The following is a 23,285-nucleotide window of genomic DNA, read 5'->3' as shown; positions in this document are numbered from 1 at the left end:
AAGCGAGGCGAATGGAGCATGAAGCAAAGTGTGAATGAACATATGGTTCGCTTGGTGGACGAGTATATTGAGGTGAAGGGCTTAAACGAGCTTTTGAAGTCTTTTATTGCGGATAAAGAAAAAGAGAATGGGGCTTGGGCTAAGGTCACACTTTGCACGCACTATATGTTGGGTGGGGATTCACCGCATATTGACCGTTACGCGGCACTCGCGGAGTTGGCCAATTTAATCTTGGACGTTGTGGATGATCTGCAGGATCAGGATCAAGAGGACAAACCTTGGATGAAATGCTCACAAGCGGAGGCATTGAACGCGGTTCTGGCGTTGATCATGGGATTCTTCGGTGAATTGGGGCAGCTGCAGATCAAACCGGAATGGCTGGTCGAGGTAACGAAGATCATTGGACGCTCGATCAACGGGCAGCACAAAGACGTGGTGAATGCAGCCGTCTCCGTGGATGATTATCTGGTGATGACGCAGGAGAAGTCCGGCTCTCTTTTTCGTTTAGCTTGTTATATGGGATACATGACGGTGGATTCCCCGCGGGAGACGATCGAGCGGCTTCATGAGCTGGCAGATTGTTTCGGGCTCATTCATCAGATTCAGAATGATATGCGCGATATCGTCCGCTATGATGTGAAAAATGATTTGTACGGTAAGAAGCGCACGCTTCCTATTCTGTATTTGCTCTCCGTCGAGGATGAGGCGTTTACTCCATTGAAGGACTACTATGACGGGAAAATTTCGTCGGATGTTCTTTTGCAAGAGAAGGAAGCGTTTATACAAATGATCAAGGACTCCGGATGTCTGGAATATGGACAGGTTGTGCAGTCGGTGTGTGTTCAAAAAGCGGAGGAAATCTATGAGAAGCTGCAAGGAGTTTCCCCTTGGAAGGAAAGGTTCCGGGAAGTGACGTATGGCAGTTTTGTCGTGGAAGAGTAAGCATAATCGATCAGGAAGGGCGATAAAGGATGATCATAGTAGCCGCAGACGGAACCGCCGATTATATGCGTATTCAGGACGCAATCGATAGCCTTGCTGAGGAGAGAGCGGAAGAAACGGTCATTTATGTGAGAAGTGGCGTATATGAAGAAAAGCTGCATATCACGAAACCGTGCATCAGACTGATTGGTGAGTCGGCAGAGACGACGATGATTACGAACGGTGATTATGCGAAAAAATTATTTCCTAATGGCGAGCCATATCACACCTTTCATTCCTATACGGCCTTAATTGGTGCGGATGATGTCATGATCGAGCATCTCACTTTCGAGAATACGGCGGGAAAAGGGGAAGATGTCGGGCAAGCGTTGGCCGCCTACGTGGACGGAGACAGGGTATCCTTCCGGGATTGCCGGTTCATCGGGCATCAGGATACGCTGTTTACGGGTCCGCTGCCGCCACAACCGCGAGACCGTTCGACTTTCGGAGGTCCGCGTGACGGCATAGCGCCGCGCCCCATACGTCAGTACTATGAGCGCTGCTATATTCGAGGTGATGTCGATTTTATTTTCGGCTCGGCAACCGCGGTATTTATGGATTGTGAGATTGTGTCTTCCGGCAAAGGCTGGGTGACAGCCGCGTCCACGTCTGAAGACGTTCAATACGGATACGTGTTTATTGGCTGTAAACTGACGGGGGATGCGCCTAGTGAATCAGTCGGACTTGGAAGGCCTTGGCGGAATTACGCCAAGGTGGCATTCGTGCGCTGCTGGCTGGGCCCGCATGTGAAGAAGGCAGGCTGGGACCGATGGAACGAGCGGGAAAGTGTCGAGGCACTTACTTTCGCCGAGTATGGGAATACCGGGCCTGGCGCGGATGTAGGGGAGCGGGTGGAATGGTCCAAGCAGCTTACGGAGCAGGAGGCGGAGGCGCTTGACGTTGACCGCATTCTTGCGGGGCGGGATGGATGGAGTCCACGAGCTGCATGGGTTGATCGGCGTGGATGACACGCACTTCTCGGTATCGAGGGCATTAGTTGAAATAGAAAGTCGATAGCTTCAATCGCGTTTGCGGTTTGGGGTATCGGCTTTTTTGGGTTGCGACTCGGAGGCTCGGTTACGAGGGGACCGCACTGATTGCGGTTCTTCGGATCGAATAGATGGAAAAACTACCGTTATTCTGCACTGCTCGGTGGCAGGGGATGAAATAGCGGCAGAAGCTCCATCTAAATCACGTGTAACTGGATGAAACCTGCTAGATCTGGCGGAATTAGTGGTAGAAACTGCAGTTATTTGGGTAAAAATGCAGTATTCACTGAAATTAGCTGGAGGAATCGGAGTTAATTATGAAAAGTGAGTCCATGAGATCATTGACAATCGTTATCATTTAAAATAAAATGAATACTATATTATAATAATTATAAATAAGAAGTTATTATCCAATAAGAGCGCACTCAAGCGCCTTAAAAATAGATCATAAATCGCAGAGGAGGTTCCACAATGGCAAAACACGATCTGAATCAAGCGCTGCAGCGCATGCGCGCCAAAAACATTCCCTTAACTCCGCAGCGTTACGCGCTGTTGGAATTTATGTACGACCAAGGTAGTTACACAACGGTCAAAGAGATTTGTGAAGCATTAGTCGTCAAATATCCGACGATCAATGCGATGACGGTGAACAGCTCCCTGCATGTGTTCAAACAGCTAGGTTTGGTGAAGGAGCTGACCATGATCGGAAGCTCCATGCGGTATGAAGCCGCGTTAAGCTCATAAGCATGAGCGGTGGTTAAAACAAAAAAAGCGCCCCAACGCTACGAAGAAGCTCTCTCACAGCTTCGCGTAGTTGATGGGGCGCTTTTGCTATTCTCACTTAAAATCAGACAACGGAATCGGAAACTCCAGAATTCCGAGCGCATAAGGGGCATACTCGTAAAGCCCGAAATAAACGACGACGGTGTCATCTTTTAAATAAAAGCCTTGATCGTTACGAATCGATTCGAACGGTTCAATAAGTTCATAATCATTCGCTTTTAATTGCTTCTTAATCTCTTGATTGATAATACTCTTGTAGGTCGTGTTATTCGAAGTCACCTGCTGAAGAGTCAGCTCATTCCCCGTATCCAGATCGAACGTATGGGCGTCCCAGGAATAGAACCCATGCGCACCGCCAGAGAAAGTGTAAACGATAAAATACAGACTTAGCTTATGGTCCTGATTATAAGTAATTCGATAATTGACATCGAACGTATTCGGAAAATCCGGTTCAGTCCCGCTGATATCCTCGGTCAGATCAGCTAACTGTTGGATGGCCGCGGCTCTATATTTGGCAATCTCATTTTGGATGAATGTGTTAATTTTCGTGCTAGCAGCTGAATTCGCCCAGCCTTCGATCTGAGGATACTGCAAGCTGATGCTTCGGTTATCGCTCTTCGTTTGCGTCTCGGACTTGTTCGTCAGCTTAAGCTCGTTTTCTTTGACTTTAGAAATACTCACGACACGGCTCTCATCATTGTAACCGATCTTGTAGCCCATTTGCTCCAGCAGCAGACGAAGCGGCAAGTAGGTAGTTCCATCGATAATGACGGGAGGCAGAGGTGCGAAAAAGGTGTGACCATTCAGCGCGTATTGCGTGCTTTGGTTTTGCATGCTCATTGTCTTGTTAGGCCCGCTGACAGTGACGGTTTTGGTCGCTGCATCCCACGAAGTCGTCAAGCCCAATTCCTTGCTAAGAAAAGCGAGGCCGACATAAGTGTCCCCATCCTTCGATTTTCCGCCAGGCACACTAAGCTGTTGATCGCCGATTTGAATATTAATCGTTGCGAGCTGTACGCTGAAATCCACGCTGTCGGATTGGGCATACACACTTGCCTGCTGCGGGAGAAGAGCAGAACTTGCAGCGACTAGCAGGGCTGTAGCCAATGCGATTTTTGCTGAGAACATCTTCTTTTTCATTTGAACTCTCTCCTTTTTGAAGTCATCTATTTAATTAGACGATATTTGTGGGGAAAAGTTTGTGGTATTCTTCGGATTTGTCGAAAAAAAGATGAGGGTCTATTTCTATTCTATACCCGAATACCGAACAAGTCTAACCCTGATGTGAGAGTGAAAATAGAAAGAATGAATCAAAAGTTAGTTTTTGGAGAAAAAAACAGCAAAAAACGAACTATTCAAAAGATTTACCTAAAAATCGTTCGTTTTTTGAAATTGACATGACACGTCAGTTGGTAGTAAACTAGGGAAGCGGGAAATGAAGCCGCACTAATTGAAAATGTCGAATCAACTCGTATAAAATCAGGGATAAGGCCTGAAAGTTTCTACCCAAAAACCATGAATTTTTGGACTACGAGGAAGCGAATGAGGGAAACCATAGGAAGATGATGGTCTTTTTGCATTCGGTTCTTTTGCTGTCCAGCGGATAGAATCATGTATTCTAGCTCTGGGCATTTTTTGGTTTAGAGGGTTTGACCATATTTACCATACAATAGAGAGTGGGTTAGTGATGACGGTACGTGTTGGTGTCATAATGGGAAGCCAGTCGGATTGGGAAACGATGAAGCACGCATGCGACATGTTGGAAGAGCTGGGAGTGCCTTATGAGAAAAAGGTTGTTTCCGCGCACAGAACGCCGGATCTGATGTTCGAATATGCAGCCGCAGCGGCAGGCCGCGGCATTCAAGTCATTATCGCCGGAGCAGGCGGAGCGGCACATCTACCAGGAATGGTAGCAGCCAAAACGGAGCTTCCGGTTATTGGTGTTCCAGTCAAAACATCGACGCTGAACGGTCTCGATTCCTTGCTTTCGATCGTGCAGATGCCGGGCGGCATTCCGGTTGCTACGGTGGCGATCGGGCATGCAGGCGCAACGAATGCAGGCCTTCTGGCTGCGCAAATCCTGGGCGCTTTCGAGCCTGAGCTGCAAGCGAAGGTCAGAGCCCGCCGCGAGCGCATTGCGCAAACGGTGATGGAAAGCAGTGACCTGTTATGACAGAGGCAACAGGTGGTAAGGTCATCAAGCCCGGCGGCACGATCGGCGTCTTGGGCGGCGGGCAACTAGGCCGCATGCTGGCCTTGGCCGGTCGCAACATGGGGTATCGCTTCGTAACGCTCGATCCCACAGAGGATGCGCCATGCGGACAAGTCGCAGATGAACAGATTCTTGCGAACTTCGATGATGTCGAAGCGGCGCGGAAGCTTGCGGCATTATCCGATGTGATCACTTACGAATTCGAGAACGTGGACGCTCACGTGACTAGCATTCTTATGAATGAGTCCTATGTTCCGCAAGGAAGCGAGCTTTTATATACGACTCAGCATCGCCTTCGCGAGAAGAGAGCTATTGAGGCGGCAGGCGTTCCGGTTGCCCCTTATACAGAAATCAAGAGCGCCGCAGAGCTGAAAGTCGCGGTCATCAAGTTCGGCACACCGTGTGTGCTCAAAACGGCAACGGGTGGTTACGATGGCAAAGGCCAATGGGTCATTCGCTCTTTAGATGAAGTAGAGGAAGCCTACGAAACGCTGAGCCGTGCCAAAACCGAGCTCGTTCTCGAACAATTCATTCATTTTGATAAAGAATTATCCGTTATTGCAGCAAGAAGCCCTCGCGGTGAGGTGAAGGCATTCCCAGCAGCGGAAAATATACATGTACATAACATCCTGCATCAATCCATCGTGCCTGCCCGCATCCCAGCGGATGTGCAGCAGGAAGCCGAGAAGCTGGCGACGCGAATCGCCGAAGGACTTGGCGTGATCGGATTGATCGCCGTAGAGCTGTTCCTGACGAAGGATGGCCAGCTATACGTCAACGAGCTTGCGCCGCGTCCGCACAATTCCGGTCATTACACGATGGAAGCGTGCCGTACGTCACAGTTCGAGCAGCATGTTCGAGCCATTTGCAACTTGCCGTTAGGCTCGACGGAGCTTTTATCCCCAGTGGTTATGGTGAATTTGCTCGGCGAGCATATCGAACCGCTTAACGGTCTGATCGACCAGCCCGGTTTCTTGGAGGATGCAGACTTAGGCGTTAGCGCCAAGGTTCATCTGTACGGGAAAAAGGAAGCAAAAGAGAAACGCAAGATGGGACATATCAATTTGCTGGCAAGCGATGTGCAGCAAGCACTGACTTGGATAGAACGCACGACGATTTGGGAAAGTAAGTAAATGATAACTATTGGAGGAACGGCAAAATGATCGAACGTTATACACGCCCCGAAATGGCGAGCATTTGGACTGAGCAAAACAAGTTTCAAGCATGGCTCGAAGTTGAAATTTTATCCTGTGAGGCTTGGGCTGAACTAGGCGTAATCCCGAAAGAAGATGTGAAAGTGCTGCGCGAGAACGCAAGCTTCAACATCGACCGCATCTACGAAATAGAGCAAGAAACGCGTCATGACGTGATTGCTTTCACAAGAGCGGTATCCGAGACACTGGGGCCTGAGCGCAAATGGGTTCACTACGGATTAACTTCAACAGACGTTGTAGATACGGCACTTGGTTACTTGCTAAGACAAGCCAACGAGATTTTGGACAAAGACATTCAAAACTTCATAGAAATCCTTCGCAATAAAGCGATTGAACATAGAGATACAGCCATGATGGGCAGAACGCATGGTGTGCATGCAGAGCCGACGACGTTTGGACTCAAAATGGCGCTGTGGTACGAGGAAATGAAACGTAACCTGGAGCGTTTCCGTTTTGCCGCTGATGGCGTACAATTCGGTAAAATCTCCGGCGCAGTAGGCACCTACGCGAACATCGATCCGTTCGTAGAGCAGTACGTGTGCGAGAAGCTTGGCACGAAAGCAGCCCCGATTTCCACACAAACACTTCAGCGTGACCGTCATGCTGAGTACATGGCTACTCTGGCGCTTGTTGCTACGTCCCTGGACAAATTCGCGACAGAAATTCGTGCCCTTCAAAAGAGTGAGTTCCGCGAGGTGGAAGAGCCGTTTGCAAAAGGTCAAAAGGGTTCATCCGCAATGCCGCACAAACGCAATCCGATCGGTTGCGAGAGCATTTCCGGTCTATCCCGTGTCATTCGCGGGCATATGATTTCTGCTTACGAGAACGTGACGCTTTGGCATGAGCGCGACATTTCGCACTCCTCCGTTGAGCGTGTCATCCTTCCGGATGCTACACAATTGCTGAACTATATGCTGAACCGTCTTGGCAACATCATCAAAAACTTGACGGTGTTCCCAGAGAACATGAAACGCAATATGCGCAGCACGTACGATGTGCCTTTCTCTGGCCGCGTCATGACGAAGCTGATCGACAAAGGTTTCTCCCGTGAGCAAGCCTACGATACCGTGCAGCCTAGAGCGATGCAAGCTTGGGAAGAGCAACGTTCGTTCCGTGACATCGTAGAGAATGAGCGTACAATTACCGAAGTATTGAGCCCGGCTGAAATTGCGGATTGCTTTGATCCAAGCTGGCATTTGAAACATGTGACTACAATCTTTGACCGTTTAGGTTTGAAATAGAAGGCACTTTGGGAGAGAAGGGATGGGTTGTCTGTGGCAGGTAAAATCCTTGATTCAGCGGTTGAACTCGTAAAAGCGCCTCTGGTACACAAAGGCAAGGTACGCGAGCTGTATGATTTGGGTGAAAATTTCCTGATCGTCGTGACGGATCGGATTTCAGCTTTTGATTACATTTTGAAGCCGGGTGTTCCTGACAAAGGATACGTGCTTAACGCGCTCAGCAAGTACTGGTTCGATATCACTAGCGGTTATATGAAAAATCATATCGTTCACACGGATGTCGAGCTGCTCCAAGATATTATTCCGGATGCGGCAGCGAGAGAGCTTCTGAAAGAGCGTATCATTGTAGCGAAAAAAGCGGAGCGCATCTCCATCGAATGCGTCGTTCGCGGATATATCACAGGCAACGGCTGGAGACAGTACGAGAAAACCGGCGAGATCAACGGCCGTAAGCTGCCTGAAGGATTGCGCAAAAACCAACGTCTGCAGGACCCTATTTTCACCCCAGCGGCGAAAAATGATGTCGGCCACGACGAGGACATCTCCATCGAACAGATGGTTGAGCTGGTTGGCGAAGAGTTAACGTACGCGCTGCAAGAGCGCAGCATCATGCTTTATACGCTAGCTCATTCCATTTGTGAGCGCAAAGGCATTATTTTAGCGGATACGAAGTTTGAATTCGGCTTTTATGCGGGTGAACTGATTATTATTGATGAAATTTTCACGCCGGATTCCTCTCGTTATTGGTCGGAAGATAAATATGCCTTGGATATCGAGATTGATTCCATGGACAAAGAGCCTGTTCGTACGTACTTGGCGGGTTCTGGTTGGGACAAAAACAGTGAGCCGGATGAGCTTCCAGCATCTGTCGTGGAAGAGACTGCGAACCGATACAAAGAGATTTTGCACCGTTTAGTCGATTCAAAAAATTAGAGCAAGCACATACGAGGAGGAGAATAGAAAATGAAAGCAACGGTCTACGTAACGATTAAGCAGAACGTATTGGATGTGCAAGGAACAGCGGTGCAAGGAGCGCTTCATTCCATGGGTTTCGAGGAAGTTGGTAAAGTGCGCATCGGGAAATATTTGGAGTTGGAACTTGGAACAACGGATAAAGCAGAAGCGGAAGCACGCGTGAAAGCTATGTGCGAGAAGCTGCTAGCGAACACAGTTATCGAAGACTACCGCTACGAGTTGGCCTAATAGAGATCAGGAGAGGGAGGAAACGTCATGAATTTTGCGGTTCTTGTATTTCCGGGATCGAACTGTGACATCGACTGCTACAAAGCAGTTGAAGACACGATCGGACAACCGGTTGATTATGTGTGGCATACGGCGGACGATTTGTCCAAATACGATTGCATCCTCGTGCCGGGCGGATTCTCTTATGGGGATTACCTGCGCTGCGGAGCGATCGCGCAATTTACGAATGTGATGAAAGCTGTGGCTAAAGCGGCGGAAGAAGGCAAATACATTCTAGGTATTTGTAACGGATTCCAAGTCTTGACGGAAGCTAAATTGCTGCCAGGCGCTTTGCTTCGCAACAACGGCATGAAATTCCGCTGCCACCAAGCGGTTTTGAAAGTGGAAAACAACACAACGGCCTTCACGCGTGATTACGCCGAAGGTGAGCTTATCAATATTCCGATCGCACATGGCGAAGGCAACTACTATTGTGACGATGCTACACTGAAAGAACTGCAAGAAAACAATCAGATCGTTTTCCGTTATGAAGCAGGGGCTAACCCGAACGGATCCCTTGACGATATTGCCGGAATTAGCAACAAAGCGGGCAATGTTGTAGGTATGATGCCCCATCCGGAGCGCGCCATTCATGAGATTCTGGGCTCCGCAGACGGCAAGAAAATGTTCACATCTATTCTAAGTGCTTGGAGGGAAAAACATGACGCAGCAGCTATCCGCTAAGGAACCAACAGCCGAACAAATCGCGGAACAGAAAATTTACAAACAAATGGGCGTAACGGACGAAGAGTTTGCCAAAATTTGCGGCTTCCTTGGACGTAATCCTAACTATGTGGAGATCGGCGTATTTAGCGTAATGTGGTCCGAGCATTGTTCTTATAAAAACTCCAAACCTGTTCTTCGTAAATTCCCGGTTACAGGACCTCGCGTTCTGATGGGACCTGGCGAAGGCGCAGGGATCGTAGATATCGGGGACAACCAAGCGGTTGTTTTCAAAATTGAAAGTCATAACCACCCTTCCGCGATCGAGCCTTACCAAGGCGCGGCGACAGGCGTGGGCGGTATTATTCGTGATATTTTCTCCATGGGCGCACGCCCGGTGGCTTTATTGAACTCTTTGCGTTTCGGCAAGCTGCAAAATGACCGCGTGAAGTACCTGTTCGAGCACGTTGTATCCGGTATCGCTGGTTACGGTAACTGTATCGGGATTCCGACAGTCGGCGGCGAAGTGATGTTCGACGAGAGCTACGAAGGTAATCCGCTCGTTAACGCGATGTGCGTTGGTCTTATCGACCACGACAAAATCCAACGCGGTGTTGCCAAAGGTGTAGGCAACCCTGTCTTCTACGTCGGTCCGGCAACAGGCCGCGACGGTATCCACGGTGCGACATTCGCATCCGAGGAATTGACGGCTGAGTCCGAAGCGAAACGCCCAGCGGTACAAGTGGGCGATCCGTTCATGGAAAAGCTTGTGCTGGAAGCGTGCTTGGAGTTAATCAATTCCGGCATCGTGCTCGGAATTCAAGATATGGGCGCTGCAGGCCTTACCTGCTCCAGCGCGGAGATGGCAAGTAAAGCCGGCAACGGCATGGAGCTTTACCTGGATGAAGTTCCGCAGCGTGAAGAAGGCATGACAGCTTATGAAATGATGCTGTCCGAGTCGCAAGAGCGCATGCTGTTCGTTGTTGAGCCGAAGCATGAGGCGCAAGCGAAAGGCATTTTCGAGCGCTGGGGTCTGCACTGCGCGAAAGTCGGTAAGGTAACCGACGACGGTTACCTGAAGCTGATCCACCACGGTGAAGTCGTGGGGAACATGCCTGTCGGCGCACTCGTCGATGAGTGCCCGGTTTACAATAAGCCGAGCAAGGTTCCGGCTTATTATGAAGCAAGCGCAGCGATCGACACGACGCGTTACCCAGAGGTAACGAAGCTGACGGATGCGCTGAAATCGGTGCTCGCGTCCCCGACGGTAGCGAGCAAAGAGTGGGTTTACAACCAGTATGACCACATGGTTCGTACGGATACAGCTGTGCGTCCGGGATCGGATGCAGCGGTTGTGACCATTCGCGGCACGCGCAAAGGTCTTGCGATGACAACCGACTGCAACGGACGTTATGTGTACTTGGATCCGGAAGTTGGCGGACGGATCGCGGTATCCGAAGCAGCGCGTAACGTTGTCTGCTCCGGTGCTGAGCCTTTGGCTGTTACGGACAACCTGAACTTCGGTAGCCCTGACAAGCCTGAGATCTTCTGGCAGTTGGAGAAATCCACTGACGGTATGGCGGAAGCTTGCCGCTTCTTGGATACGCCGGTTATCGGCGGTAACGTTTCTCTTTACAATGAGAACGCCAAAGGCGCAATTTACCCGACACCGGTTATCGGGATGGTAGGTCTGGTGCATGACATCGACCACATCACGACGCAAAGCTTCAAAAAAGAAGGCGACATCATCATCCTGCTCGGCGAGACGAAAGCAGAACTCGGCGGCAGCGAATTCCAATATGTGATTCACGGCGTAACCGAAGGCCGTCCTCCAGTGCTTGATCTGGCGGTGGAGAAACGCCTTCAAAACACAGTGCTTAAAGCGATCCAAGAAGGTCTTGTCGCTTCTGCGCATGACCTGTCCGAAGGCGGCTTGGCCGTTGCTTTGGCGGAAAGCTGCATAAGCGGCCGTGTAGGTGCTGAGGTTAACGTAGCTTCCGAGCTTCGTCCTGATTTCGCATTGTTCAGCGAATCGCAATCCCGTATTTTGCTAAGTGCTTCCCCGGACAAAGCGGATGCCCTTAAGCACTGGGTTGCTTCGCAAGGCGTGCCTTATCAAGAAATCGGAACGGTTACGGGTACAGAATTAACTGTTAAAATCAACAACGAACAGCGTCTCCAGTCTCCGGTAAACGAGCTGGCGAAAGTCTGGAAGGATGCGATTCCATGTCTAATGGCATAAAACAATCCAAGGCCCTAAAGCTACCTGCGGCTCCCCTGGTTAATCTAGGGGATCAGCAGCACGAGCTTTGGACAGGGGAGTACTTCAACGAAGGTGTAGGCGGCCATGGCGGATTGTTTGATAAGCTGAATGAAGAGTGCGGCGTTTTCGGCGTGTATGGTCATTCCGAAGCTTCCTCTCTATGCTACTATGGCCTTCATGCTTTGCAGCACCGTGGACAGGAAAGCGCTGGTATTTGTACGGTAGAAGACGGCAAGTTTAACTACTATCGCGGTATGGGGCTTGCCAAAGAGGTATTTACGAACGAGAATTTGTCACCTCTGACAGGTTCCACAGCGATTGCACATGTACGATATTCGACTGCAGGCGAAAGCAAGCTGGCGAATGCACAGCCGTTAGTTTTCAAATATCGTGAAGGCGATCTTGCGATTGCGACGAACGGTAACTTGGATAACGCGAACATTATCAAACGCGAACTTGAGCGTAAGGGTTCGATTTTCCAAACGACAAGCGATACGGAAGTTCTGGCGCATCTGATTGCCCGTTCGGAGCATGACGATATCGTGGATGCGGTCAAAGACGCTTTGACGCAAGTGATTGGCGGATTTGCCTTCCTGATTATCACCAAAGATAAATTGATTGCTGCGCTTGATCCGAACGGTTTGCGTCCATTCATGATCGGCCGTCTCGGCGATTCCTACTTGTTCGCTTCCGAGTCTTGCGCTTTCGATGCGGTGGGAGCTACGTATTTCCGCGATGTTCAACCAGGCGAACTCATCGTGCTCGATCGCGACGGTTTCCGTTCCGAGCAGTTCACGGAGAGCGGCCGACGCGCCATTTGTGCGATGGAATATATCTACTTTGCTCGTCCGGACAGCGACATCGATACGGTAAACATTCACTCCGCGCGTAAGCGGATGGGGAAAAGGCTGGCGATGGAAGCTTTCGTTGATGCGGATGTAGTAACCGGCGTGCCGGATTCCAGTATCTCGGCGGCAATTGGTTTTGCTGAACAAACGGGTATCCCTTATGAGCTGGGGTTGATTAAGAACCGCTACACGGGCCGGACGTTCATCATTCCTAGCCAAGAGCTTCGTGAACAAGGTGTCAAAATGAAGCTGAGCGCCGTTCGCAAAGTAGTTGAAGGCAAACGTGTTGTGATGATCGATGATTCCATCGTTCGTGGCACAACGTCCCTTCGCATTGTTAATTTGCTTAGAGAAGCTGGAGCTACAGAAGTGCACGTGCGGATTTCTTCCCCGCCTTTCATGAATCCATGCTACTACGGCATTGATACACCGGATCGGAAAGAGTTGATCGCTGCGATGAACTCTATCGAGGAAATTCGTAAGGCAATCAACGCGGATTCCCTGCATTTTCTAACCAAAGAAGGGCTGCTCGATTCCATTGGTCAAGGATCGGCCGGTTCCCAGAGCGGGTACTGTACAGCTTGCTTCGATAATACGTACCCAACGGAGATTGTGGATGTAACGAAGGTTGGTTGTGCTTGCGATTAAAGGATAGGGGAGGCTTCGGGCCTCCCAATATATATAGACAAATATAAGGAGTGGTTGCGAAGTGTCGGATGCTTACAAAAAGGCCGGAGTCGATATCGCGGCAGGTAACGAAGCAGTAGAACGGATGAAAAAACACGTCAAACGGACTTTCCGTCCTGAAGTGTTAACGGACCTCGGCGGCTTCGGCGGGCTGTTCAGCTTGAACAAAGACAAGTATGAGGAGCCTGTGCTTGTATCTGGAACGGACGGCGTGGGCACGAAGCTGAAGATTGCTTTTGCAATGGATAAGCATGATACGATTGGGATCGACGCGGTTGCTATGTGCGTGAACGATATTATTGTTCAAGGCGCTGAGCCGCTTTTCTTCCTTGACTATCTCGCTTGTGACAAAGTAGTTCCAGAGAAAATCGAAGCTATTATCAAAGGGATCGCTGACGGTTGTGCGCAATCTGGTTGCTCACTGATCGGTGGCGAAACGGCGGAAATGCCGGGCATGTATGCACAAGGGGAGTATGACATTGCCGGCTTTACGGTTGGAATCGTCGACAAGAAAAAGATCATCGACGGTACGACAATCCGTCCTGGAGACGTAGTGTTAGGTCTGGCTTCAAGCGGTGTGCACAGCAACGGGTTCTCTCTTGTGCGCAGGCTTTTGCTGGAAGAGAAAGGGTACACGCTTCAAGGGCATGTGGACGAACTGGGCGATAAGCTTGGCAACGTGCTGCTAGAGCCTACTAAGTTGTATGTGAAGCCGATTCTGGCGATGCTGGAAGACGTAGCGATCAAAGGCATGGCGCATATTACAGGCGGCGGTTTTATCGAAAATATTCCGCGTGTTCTGCCTGACGGCGTGAACGTGGATATCCAATACGGCTCATGGCCGATTCTGCCGATCTTCTCTTTGATGCAGCGTGAGGGCGGCATTTCGAACAACGATATGTTCCGCACGTTCAACATGGGGATCGGGATGGTGATTATCGTGAATGCAGACGATGCGGAGAAAGCAATTGCCGCAGCGGAAGCGCAAGGCGAGAAAGTTTACCGTTTGGGCGTTGTTACTGAAGGCGAGCGTGTCGTAACGTTCCAAGGAGCTGAGGTGTAATGCAGCCTTATCGAATAGCGATCTTTGCTTCGGGCAGCGGCTCGAATTTCCAAGCGATCGTGGATCAGGTACAGAAGGGGAAGCTTGATGTCAGCATCGAGCTTCTTGTCTGTGACCGTCCGCAAGCTTATGTGGTGGAGCGTGCCAAGGAAGCGAAAGTACCTGTGTTCGCGTTCCGTCCCAAGGAATATGCAAATCGCGAGGCTTATGAGGCTCTTATTTTGAAGGAGCTGCAAGACCGCCAGGTTGATCTGGTCGTGATGGCAGGCTACATGCGTATTATTACGAATGTGCTGGTTGAGCCGTTTTTCGGCCGGATGATTAACATCCATCCATCGCTGCTGCCGTCCTTTCCGGGCGTGCGCGCGATTGAGCAAGCCGTCGAGTACGGCGTGAAGCAAACCGGCGTCACCGTGCACTTCGTGGACGGAGGGCTGGACTCCGGCCCGATCATTGCGCAGCGTGCGGTGGAGATCCACGAGCACGAGACGGCGGAATCGCTCGCAGAGCGGATTCATGCGGCCGAGCACGTATTGCTGCCGCAGGTCATTCGATGGCTGCGCGAGGGCCGCGTGATCATGGATGGCCGCAGGGTTGGCATTCGGCTGTAGGTTTTATATATATATATAAAAATTACTTTTCTGGGAGGAAGAACCGTGGCAATCAAAAGAGCACTGATCAGCGTGTCCGATAAAACGGGGATCGTTGAGTTCGCGAGCGAGCTTGCGAAGCTGGGCGTTGAGATTATTTCTACTGGCGGTACGCAAAGTTTGTTGAAGGATAAAGGGGTTCCGGTTATCGGGATTTCCGAGGTTACAGGCTTCCCTGAGATCATGGATGGCCGCGTCAAAACGCTGCATCCGGCTGTTCACAGCGGTCTGTTGGCAGTTCGTGACAACGAAGAGCACCAAGCGAGCATGAAGAAGCTGGGCCTGGATTATATTGATCTGGTTGTCGTGAATTTGTATCCTTTTGCTGAGACGATTGCGAAGCCGAATGTCTCTTACGAAGACGCTATAGAGAACATCGATATCGGTGGTCCGACCATGCTTCGTTCAGCGGCAAAGAACCATGCGTTCGTATCTGTTGTTGTTGATGCAGCGGACTATGCCAAGGTGCTTGAAGAAGTACAAGAGACTGGCGATACAACGCTTGAAACGCGCAAACAACTTGCGGCTAAAGTGTTCCGTCACACAGGCTCTTACGATGCTTTGATTGCTGATTACTTGTCCAAACAAATGGGCGAGCCTTACCCAGAGCGTTACACAGTCACTTACGAGAAAATGCAAGAGCTTCGCTACGGAGAGAACCCGCATCAAAGCGCGGCTTTCTACCGCAAGCCGAATGCAGCTGCTGGCAACATTACAACGGCTGAACAGCTTCACGGCAAAGAGCTTTCTTACAATAACATCAATGATGCCAATACGGCGCTTCAAATCGTTAAGGAATTCAGCGAGCCTGCCGTAGTTGCAGTTAAGCACATGAATCCTTGCGGTGTAGGTATCGGTACGAACGTGCTGGAAGCTTACCAAAAAGCGTACGCCGCTGACCCTACGTCCATCTTCGGTGGTATCGTAGCTGCGAACCGTACGGTTGACGAAGCAACAGCGCAATTGCTGCATGAGATTTTCTTGGAAATCGTTATTGCGCCAGATTTTACACCAGAAGCACTTGATATCCTTTCTAAAAAGAAAAATATCCGTCTGCTGAAAGTAGTCGGCTTAGATACAGTGGCTGGCCGGAAGGCGGAGCCAGTTGTTACAACCGTTGAAGGCGGCATGCTCGTGCAAGACAGCGATGCTTACCAACTGACGGAAGCGGATCTGAAGGTTGTTTCCGAACGTCAGCCGACAGAAGAAGAAATGAAGCAATTGCTTTTCGCATGGAAAGTAGTTAAGCACGTTAAATCTAACGCCATCGTACTTGTCGCTGACGACATGACGGTTGGTGTAGGTGCGGGGCAAATGAACCGTGTCGGTGCGGCTAAAATTGCCATCGAGCAAGCTGGGGACAAATCGAAAGGCGCTGTTCTTTCCTCCGATGCTTTCTTCCCAATGGGCGACACGCTTGAAATGGCTGCGAAAGCAGGCATCACAGCGGTTATCCAACCGGGTGGATCGATCAAAGATGAAGAGTCCATTCGCGTAGCGAACGAGAACGGAATCGCGATGGTTATGACGGGCGTTCGTCACTTCAAACACTAAAACAACTGAGAATGCTCACGATTCGAGTGCGGACCGTGGGCATTCCCCATGAAAGGGACTGGTGACATAGATGCGTGTATTAGTAATTGGACGAGGCGGGCGCGAGCATGCCATTGTATGGGCGCTGAGCAAAAGCCCGAAAATCAGCAAGCTTTTCTGCGCACCGGGGAATGGCGGCATTGCCGGATTGGCGGAGTGCGTGCCGATTACGGAACTGCAATTCGAAGAGATCAGCACATTTGCGAAAGAGCAAGCGATTGATCTGGTTATGGTAGCTCCTGACGATCCGCTCGCTGCCGGCCTTGTTGACCACTTGGAGTCCAAAGGGATCGAGGCTTTCGGACCTCGCGCGAATGCAGCGATTATCGAAGGAAGCAAAGTATTTATGAAGGAGCTCCTGAAAAAATACAACATTCCTACGGCGGCTTATGAAACTTTTGACGCGTACGAACCGGCACTGGCCTACTTGCGCTCGCAAAAAGCGCCAATCGTTATCAAGGCTGATGGATTAGCTGCTGGTAAAGGCGTGACTGTTGCGCAAACGATGGAAGAAGCGGAGGCAGCGCTTCGCGATATTATGGTGGATCAAGTATTCGGTAAATCCGGCGCAAGCGTCGTGATTGAGGAGTTCTTGACGGGGCAAGAGATGTCGCTGCTTGCTTTCGTGGATGGCTCTACGGTTCGTCTGATGGTGCCTTCGCAGGATCATAAGCCGGTCTTCGATAACGATAAAGGGCCGAATACGGGCGGAATGGGCACTTACTCACCGCTGCCGCATATCCCGGAGTCCATCGTGCAGGAAGCACTTGTGAACATCGTCCAGCCGACGGCTGACGCGATGGTGAAAGAGGGCCGACCTTTCAAAGGCGTGCTCTATGCGGGGTTGATTTTGACTCCGAACGGTGTGAAAACAATTGAGTTCAACGCGCGTTTTGGCGATCCGGAGACGCAGGTCATTTTACCTCGACTCAAAACAGATCTGCTGGATATTTTCCTTGCCATCAAGAACGGAACGTTGGCTGAGCAGCCAATCGAGTGGAGCGAGGATGCAGCGGTTTGTGTGATCGTGGCTTCCGGCGGTTACCCAGGGCCATATCCGAAAGGATTGCCGATTACAGGGCTGGAGAACGTGCAGGACTCCTTGGTGTTCCACGCAGGAACGACGTTGGAGAACGGTCAAATCGTGACGAACGGCGGACGCGTTCTGGGCATCACGGGCATCGGCAAAGACATTGTTGAAGCTCGTCAGAAAGCTTACGCGGATGCGGACCGGATCCATTTTGACGGGAAGCACTACCGGACGGATATTGCGATGAAAGCTTTGAAATAGAACAATGAAAAACACAGTGTCTTTCTTGCGGGAAAGGGCTGTGTTTTTGTTTTTTATGGGTACTAATCCTTGCCGCCGCGGATATATTTGTCTTTGTTTTTGTATTCGTACCAGATGGCGAGGAGCACGCCGACGATGAGCGCGAGCGATATCCAGTGATCTACGATAAAGTTCCAGAGGGTGTTCATGCGATTGCCTCCTTGGGATGCCTTTCGACTAGTTTTGGCTGCCGCTCTGCGTTTCATGCATGGTTAGATAATAGATAGGAGAGAACGGTGTGATGATGGTGGGAAAAAGGGCGATGCCGTTGGTCGCTATGGGTATGTTGGTCTTGGTGGTTGGTTGTGGCGGCGTGCAGCAGGCGCCTGAGATGACGGCGATTCAAGAGTCTGCACCGGTGTCAGTGGTACAGGGGAAGGAGTTGGTGCCGATGCCTGCTGAGCGTACGGCGGAAGCTGCGGAAACAGTGGAAACCGCGGAAACAATAGCACAGTCAGCTTCTGTAGCAACGCCGCCTGTGGTGCGCAAGCTGGTTATGCTGGACCCGGGGCATCAGCGTCATGGCAACAACGAGCCCGAGGCCGTAGGCCCGAATACGCGAGAAATGAAACCTAAGGTCAGCTCCGGTACCGTCGGCGTTCGTACGAAGAAACCTGAGTATGTGCTGAACCTGGAGGTTTCGCAGTTGGTTAAGGCCGAGCTGGTAAAGCGCGGCATCGAAGTGGCGATGACCCGCGAGTCGCACGAGGTCAATATCTCCAACAAGCAGCGCGCGGAGATGGCGAATGAGGCCGGCGCAACGCTGGCCGTGCGCATCCATGCCGATGGGGATAGCTCGCCGAAAACGATCGGATTTTCGGTTTTGTATCCATCAGCTGCTTCGGCAGCGCTGAAGCCCATTGCAGCAGAAAGCCGGCAAGCTGCCGGTTTCATTGCTGAGCACTTAAAGGCGGCGACAGGGACAGCCGGCAGAGGGCTGTCGGCGCGCAGCGACCTGTCCGGTTTTAACTGGTCCAAGGTTCCAGTTGTGTTGGTTGAGCTCGGTTTCATGACTAACCCTGAAGAAGATGAGCGGCTGTCGGAAGCGGAGTACCAACAAAAACTTGCCACTGGGATTGCTGACGGGATTGAACGGTTTTTGAATGCTGGTAGCTAGCCCATCGGCACGCAGGCTACAGCCTCCGAACCCACCTGTACCAGGCCTCCCAGCCATCCCGTTGGACAAAATCCAACAGAAAGACGGATTTAGCTGCTTAAATCCCTATTTCATTGGACGAAATCCAACGGGGTGGTCTTTTTTCGGCTCTAAAAGCCGATTTTTCTAGACCCCATTGGAATTTGTCCAATGTAATGTAAGAGGAAAGCCTTAAATGTGCCCCTTCATTGGATTTCATCCAACGGGCACTCAACAAAACAGATCTTACGGATGACAATCCGCGGGTTTTATTTCGTAACACTGGAGAATACTGTAGAATATTGGTAAAATGTTTCCAATCCGGAAGAAAGGGTGATTCGTCATGCTGCCAGCCTTTTTTATCGCACATGGAACACCGAACTTGGCTATTGAGCAGCATGCTTACACCGAGTTTTTACATAAACTGGCGAAGAGCATTCCGCGGCCCAAAGCGATTGTTGTATTCAGCGCGTATTGGGAGAGTCCTGTGCAGGCGATTAGCTCAGCGATTCATCCGGAGACGATGTATGATGTTTCGGGAGCATCAGATAAGGTTTATAGCATTAAATACCCAGCTAGGGGCGATTTGACGCTGAGCTTGCATGTTCAGCAGCTGCTTCAAGAGGAAGGCATCCGCTGTGAGTTGGATGATGAGCGAGGGTTGGATCATGGGGTATGGGCGCCCCTGTACCTGATGTACCCAGATGCGCAGATTCCCGTAGTGGCGCTCTCGGTGAATCCGAGACTGACGCCGGAAGAGCATTACCGCATCGGTGCGGCGCTCGGCTCTTTGCGGGAGGAGGAAGTTCTCATCCTCGGAAGCGGCGGCACCGTGCACAATTTGGAGCGGTTAGACCGCAATAATCCGGTGCCCCAGCTGTGGGCGGTGGAATTCGATGAGTGGCTGGCGGAGCAGCTCGAAACGTGGAATCTTGAGGCGCTCGTGAGGTACGACGAAAGAGCGCCCCATACAGCTGCGGCGGTGCCGACGCCTCAGCATTTTGCGCCTTTGCTGCTGGCACTAGGTGTGGCAGACGGTGGACGCCGGGCGAAGCTGCTGCATCACAGCTTCCAAATGGGCACGCTCAGCCTATGCTGCTGGATGTTCGGCGGCTTGAAAAAGCCGGAGCGCTTCCTGGATTAAGCGCGTGCTGTGCTGCAGCGCTATTCAAGGAAGCGCTGCTTGAACTCAGGCTTCGGCAGCATGCAATGCTCAGCCTTGCCGAACCAGCGATAGCGATTGCTCGCGATGTAGGCATAGACTAGATTCCGCAGCGGAGGCGGAATAATGATGGCCGCATACGCCAGCGGATAAGCGCCGCGCAGCCGCCGGGCAATGCGCAGCGCCGCCGTCGAGCGGGTGTAGGCGCGCCCGTTCTCAATCAGCACAATCGTGCTGATATTGTCCGTGGGCAGCCGATGCTGTTCGAGCAGCTTTTGCCCGGCAGCCGACTGCAAGGACGCGAAGCGGAAATGGCCCTTCGGGTCGTTCCGCAGGATGAACTGCACAGCTCCGCTGCACAAATTGCAGACGCCGTCGAATAGAATGACGGCCTTGTCATCAGTTGGCTTGGTCATGGGCAACGCCTCCTTGGGTGTGCATCGAAATTTACTATACTTTTTACATGATGTTCGTCCGCATCTTACTGTCACCACATCGTTCTCCCTCTACTATATCTAATTACGTTGAAATCCTCCATCATGTAAAGTAAGAAGGGGGAACGCCCCCACCCAAAAAGTCTTCTATTTCTCTCTTGCCTAGCATATACATTTTCATAGAACAATAGATGAAGAGAAGAGGTGCCTATTGATGAAATCATTGTCCCTATCCCGCCGCAAAAGAACGCTCAGCGCCTGGCTCGTCCTCGGCTGCTCGGTCATAACCCTTGTCGGCTGCAGCGATACGCCGGTTTCCCTGCCAACAACGACGCCGGATACTGCAGCAGCAACGCCATCAGCTTCAACGCCAGCCACGAAGCCCGCAACTACAGCCGTAGAATCGGAGCTGCCCTACAAATTCCCGCTGACTGGTCTTCCTTCGGCTAAAGAAGTGAAAAGCCGTCCTTTCATGGTCATGGTTGAAAATGCTCCACAAGCCAGGCCGCAAACTGGCCTTGATCAAGCTGACATCGTCTACGAAATTCTCGCAGAAGGGGAGATTACTAGATTTGTCTCCGTGTTCCAAAGCCACGAGGCCACAACGATCGGTCCAGTGCGCAGCATCCGGCCTTATTTTGTAGAGATCGGCGATGCGCTCGATGCCGTTATCGTTCATGCCGGTTGGAGCCAGGAAGCGATGGATATGATGGCGGGCCGCAAGCTGGCTCATCTTGATGAGGTCTACGGCGATGGCGCTTACTATTGGCGCTCGACGGACCGCAAACCTCCGCACAATCTCTATACCTCTGTGGATAAAATGAAGAAGGGCGCCGAAGCACGCAAATTCCGCTCGGAGTGGAATGGACCGCTGCTTACTTTTGCCAAGGATGATGGTCAAAGTAAACTTACCGGCGCTGCCGCGCATTATATTCTTATTCCTTATCTCCAAGGATATTTCGTTTCCTATGAATACAATCCTACGGAAGGCTTGTATATGCGCAGCATGGAGGGCAAGCCGCATCTCGACAAGGAGACCGGCAAGCAGCTGCAAGCCAAAAATCTGCTCGTGCTGGAGAGCAAGCACAAAATCGTAGACAAAGAAGGGCGCCGCGAGGTCGACGTGTTCGGCCCTAACAAAGGCGTCATCCTGCAAGAAGGCAAATCCCAGCAGATTACATGGGAACGCAAAAACGGCATGCTGCGCGCCTACGCGGAAGACGGCAAAGAAGTGCCGCTGCTGCCTGGCAATACGTGGGTGCAAATCGTGCCCGAGGGAACCGCACTTAAGATGGAGTAGACGCAGCATGCAGATTTAACACTCTCTTAACATGCCAATAATCATGCTCATACATTGATCCCCTATGATTAAAAGTCATGGGGGGGAATATCATGAATAAATTTCAACGTAAAGTTTCAGTACCCATTTATACGATGTTTATTTTGCTGCTGTTTGGCATTTTTGGAATTAGCTATACAATCTGGGGGAACCAAAGCGGAGTCAGAGGAGGCAAAGCTGGAGCTGCAGAAGCCGTCTCGGAGTCGACCGTTGGGGTTACGAAAATCGTCTGGTGGCACGCGATGAGCGGCGAGAACGGCAAAGTAGTGGACAAGCTCGTCTCTGCGTTCAATGCATCGCATAAAGATATGAAGGTGGAAGCCGTCTATCAGGGCTCTTATTATGATAGCCTGACGAAGTTGAAAGCGTCCATCGGTACAACAATTGCACCTACCATGGCACAGGTGTATGACATTGGCACCCGGTTTATGATTGATTCGAAAGCCATTACACCGATTCAGACGTTTATCGATCGGGAGAAGTACGACACATCTCAGATGGATGAAGCTATTATTAATTATTACACAGTGGATAATACGCTGTTTTCGATGCCTTTTAACGCATCCAATCCGATCTTATACTACAACAAAGATTTGTTCACGGCAGCAGGACTGAATCCTGATCAACCGCCCGTGTTGTATGAAGACGTTAAGAAAGCAGCAACTAAGCTGACAAAAGGCGGCGTAACGGGCGCTTATTTTGGCACACATAGCTGGTATATGGAGCAGTTTGTCGCCAACCAAGGCGCAGAGTGGGTAAATAACGGGAATGGTCGCGATGGCTTAGCTACCGCATGGCAGTTGAACGGGGCAGAGGGCGTTAAGGCGCTTGCTTGGTGGAAGGAGCTTGTGGACAACAATGTAGCGACCTACTCGGCTGGTAAGGGCGATACCTCGAAGAAAGCGTTCGCCGAAGGCAAGGTTGCGATGATTTTCGATACAACGGCCGCATTGCGTGATATCCTGGACTCGGTTGAAGGCAAATTCGAAGTGGGGACAGGCTTCTTTCCGAAACCAGCTGAGACGGCGAGTGGCGGCGTAGGAGTTGGAGGCGGCAGCAACTGGATTCTGAACATTAAGTCCGAGGAGGAACAGCAGGCTGCATGGACGTTCATGAAGTTTTTGTCAGAGCCTGAACAACAAGCCATTTTTCACGTAAACACGGGCTATTTTCCAATCACGAAGAAAACCTATGAGCTGCCAATCGTGCAGGAAAACATGAAGAAATATCCGCAGTTCAAGACAGCGATCGAACAACATCATGCTTCAAAATTAAATAAAGCGACGCTAGGCGGCATTCTTGGCGTATATCCTGACGCAAGGAAGCTTACGGAGGAAGCCGTCAATCAGGCACTTAGCGGACAGCAGTCGCCGCAGGCCGCACTTGATGCGGCAGCAGCCGAAATTAACGCCAAAATAGCAGCGTATAATCAGGCATTACAATAAACCTAAAAAAG

Annotated in this window: 22 protein-coding genes and 1 riboswitch; of the genes, 19 read left to right on the top strand and 3 right to left on the bottom strand. The window is 50.9% G+C overall.

Annotated features, from left to right (window positions below; genetic code table 11):
- Positions 1-18: 18 nt before the first annotated feature.
- The 3 genes from GON05_RS00485 (at position 19) to GON05_RS00475 (ending at position 2,714) form a co-directional block, all read left to right on the top strand.
- A complete protein-coding gene (locus GON05_RS00485; protein WP_157317303.1) occupies positions 19-942 on the top strand; it encodes a polyprenyl synthetase family protein in 924 nt (307 codons plus the stop codon).
- Positions 943-971: 29 nt separating this feature from the next.
- Positions 972-1,949: a pectinesterase family protein gene (locus tag GON05_RS00480; protein ID WP_157317302.1), complete on the top strand. Its 978-nt coding sequence runs from the start codon at positions 972-974 to the stop codon at positions 1,947-1,949.
- Between the two features lie 492 nt (positions 1,950-2,441).
- On the top strand, positions 2,442-2,714 hold the full coding sequence (locus GON05_RS00475) for a Fur family transcriptional regulator (RefSeq protein WP_157317301.1): 273 nt from the start codon (positions 2,442-2,444) through the stop codon (positions 2,712-2,714).
- Positions 2,715-2,807: 93 nt separating this feature from the next.
- On the opposite strand, the gene GON05_RS00470 is transcribed toward GON05_RS00475, so the two are convergent.
- On the bottom strand, positions 2,808-3,893 hold the full coding sequence (locus GON05_RS00470) for a stalk domain-containing protein (RefSeq protein ID WP_157317300.1): 1,086 nt from the start codon (positions 3,891-3,893) through the stop codon (positions 2,808-2,810).
- A 309-nt stretch (positions 3,894-4,202) separates the two neighbouring features.
- Positions 4,203-4,304, top strand: a riboswitch (purine riboswitch).
- Positions 4,305-4,440: 136 nt separating this feature from the next.
- On the opposite strand from GON05_RS00470, the gene purE reads away from it, so the two are divergent.
- The 12 genes from purE (at position 4,441) to purD (ending at position 17,720) form a co-directional block, all read left to right on the top strand.
- A complete protein-coding gene (gene purE, locus GON05_RS00465; RefSeq protein ID WP_127455578.1) occupies positions 4,441-4,926 on the top strand; it encodes a 5-(carboxyamino)imidazole ribonucleotide mutase in 486 nt (161 codons plus the stop codon).
- Positions 4,923-6,098 (top strand): 5-(carboxyamino)imidazole ribonucleotide synthase, encoded by a 1,176-nt coding sequence (gene purK / locus GON05_RS00460; RefSeq protein ID WP_157317299.1) that lies wholly within the window; start codon positions 4,923-4,925, stop codon positions 6,096-6,098. Before purE ends, purK begins: the two co-directional genes overlap by 4 nt.
- Before the next feature lie 26 nt (positions 6,099-6,124).
- The gene (purB, locus tag GON05_RS00455) at positions 6,125-7,420 is read left to right on the top strand and encodes an adenylosuccinate lyase (RefSeq protein ID WP_157317298.1); all 1,296 of its coding nucleotides are present in this window, start codon (positions 6,125-6,127) and stop codon (positions 7,418-7,420) included.
- Between the two features lie 33 nt (positions 7,421-7,453).
- Positions 7,454-8,353 carry a phosphoribosylaminoimidazolesuccinocarboxamide synthase gene (locus GON05_RS00450; protein WP_181646664.1) on the top strand — a complete coding sequence of 300 codons (900 nt, stop codon included), beginning with the start codon at positions 7,454-7,456 and terminating at the stop codon, positions 8,351-8,353.
- A gap of 30 nt (positions 8,354-8,383) precedes the next feature.
- The gene (gene purS, locus GON05_RS00445) at positions 8,384-8,623 is read left to right on the top strand and encodes a phosphoribosylformylglycinamidine synthase subunit PurS (protein WP_079414612.1); all 240 of its coding nucleotides are present in this window, start codon (positions 8,384-8,386) and stop codon (positions 8,621-8,623) included.
- A 27-nt stretch (positions 8,624-8,650) separates the two neighbouring features.
- On the top strand, positions 8,651-9,346 hold the full coding sequence (purQ, locus tag GON05_RS00440; protein WP_127455582.1) for a phosphoribosylformylglycinamidine synthase subunit PurQ: 696 nt from the start codon (positions 8,651-8,653) through the stop codon (positions 9,344-9,346).
- Positions 9,324-11,567 (top strand): phosphoribosylformylglycinamidine synthase subunit PurL, encoded by a 2,244-nt coding sequence (purL, locus tag GON05_RS00435; RefSeq protein ID WP_157317296.1) that lies wholly within the window; start codon positions 9,324-9,326, stop codon positions 11,565-11,567. Before purQ ends, purL begins: the two co-directional genes overlap by 23 nt.
- On the top strand, positions 11,552-13,084 hold the full coding sequence (gene purF, locus GON05_RS00430; RefSeq protein WP_157317295.1) for an amidophosphoribosyltransferase: 1,533 nt from the start codon (positions 11,552-11,554) through the stop codon (positions 13,082-13,084). The genes purL and purF overlap by 16 nt, the downstream gene beginning before the upstream one ends.
- A 61-nt stretch (positions 13,085-13,145) precedes the next feature.
- Positions 13,146-14,186 (top strand): phosphoribosylformylglycinamidine cyclo-ligase, encoded by a 1,041-nt coding sequence (gene purM, locus GON05_RS00425; protein ID WP_127455585.1) that lies wholly within the window; start codon positions 13,146-13,148, stop codon positions 14,184-14,186.
- Positions 14,186-14,797 carry a phosphoribosylglycinamide formyltransferase gene (gene purN / locus GON05_RS00420; protein ID WP_157317294.1) on the top strand — a complete coding sequence of 204 codons (612 nt, stop codon included), beginning with the start codon at positions 14,186-14,188 and terminating at the stop codon, positions 14,795-14,797. Before purM ends, purN begins: the two co-directional genes overlap by 1 nt.
- Positions 14,798-14,842: 45 nt before the next feature.
- Entirely contained in the window at positions 14,843-16,390 is a 1,548-nt protein-coding gene (gene purH, locus GON05_RS00415; protein WP_181646663.1) for a bifunctional phosphoribosylaminoimidazolecarboxamide formyltransferase/IMP cyclohydrolase, read from the top strand.
- Between the two features lie 70 nt (positions 16,391-16,460).
- Positions 16,461-17,720 (top strand): phosphoribosylamine--glycine ligase, encoded by a 1,260-nt coding sequence (gene purD, locus GON05_RS00410; protein ID WP_157317293.1) that lies wholly within the window; start codon positions 16,461-16,463, stop codon positions 17,718-17,720.
- A 62-nt stretch (positions 17,721-17,782) separates the two neighbouring features.
- Here the strand turns inward: purD and GON05_RS39600 are convergent, their stop codons facing one another.
- The gene (locus GON05_RS39600) at positions 17,783-17,908 is read right to left on the bottom strand and encodes a hypothetical protein (protein ID WP_258567647.1); all 126 of its coding nucleotides are present in this window, start codon (positions 17,906-17,908) and stop codon (positions 17,783-17,785) included.
- A gap of 209 nt (positions 17,909-18,117) precedes the next feature.
- On the opposite strand from GON05_RS39600, the gene GON05_RS00405 reads away from it, so the two are divergent.
- Entirely contained in the window at positions 18,118-18,876 is a 759-nt protein-coding gene (locus GON05_RS00405) for an N-acetylmuramoyl-L-alanine amidase family protein (protein WP_157317292.1), read from the top strand.
- A 361-nt stretch (positions 18,877-19,237) separates the two neighbouring features.
- Entirely contained in the window at positions 19,238-20,038 is an 801-nt protein-coding gene (locus GON05_RS00400; protein WP_157317291.1) for a DODA-type extradiol aromatic ring-opening family dioxygenase, read from the top strand.
- 20 nt (positions 20,039-20,058) lie between these two features.
- On the opposite strand, the gene GON05_RS00395 is transcribed toward GON05_RS00400, so the two are convergent.
- Complete coding sequence (locus GON05_RS00395) at positions 20,059-20,472, bottom strand: thiol-disulfide oxidoreductase DCC family protein (RefSeq protein WP_157317290.1); 414 nt, start codon at positions 20,470-20,472, stop codon at positions 20,059-20,061.
- Between the two features lie 232 nt (positions 20,473-20,704).
- On the opposite strand from GON05_RS00395, the gene GON05_RS00390 reads away from it, so the two are divergent.
- Both GON05_RS00390 and GON05_RS00385 read left to right on the top strand, forming a co-directional pair.
- Entirely contained in the window at positions 20,705-21,790 is a 1,086-nt protein-coding gene (locus GON05_RS00390; RefSeq protein ID WP_157317289.1) for a DUF3048 domain-containing protein, read from the top strand.
- 92 nt (positions 21,791-21,882) lie between these two features.
- Entirely contained in the window at positions 21,883-23,274 is a 1,392-nt protein-coding gene (locus tag GON05_RS00385; protein ID WP_157317288.1) for an ABC transporter substrate-binding protein, read from the top strand.
- Positions 23,275-23,285 lie beyond the last annotated feature (11 nt).

This window comes from Paenibacillus anseongensis (genome assembly GCF_009757995.1).
Classification (GTDB): domain Bacteria; phylum Bacillota; class Bacilli; order Paenibacillales; family NBRC-103111; genus Paenibacillus_E; species Paenibacillus_E chondroitinus.
The sequence above is the reverse complement of the archived record's forward strand: the minus strand, read 5'-3'. Positions and strand labels throughout refer to the sequence as shown.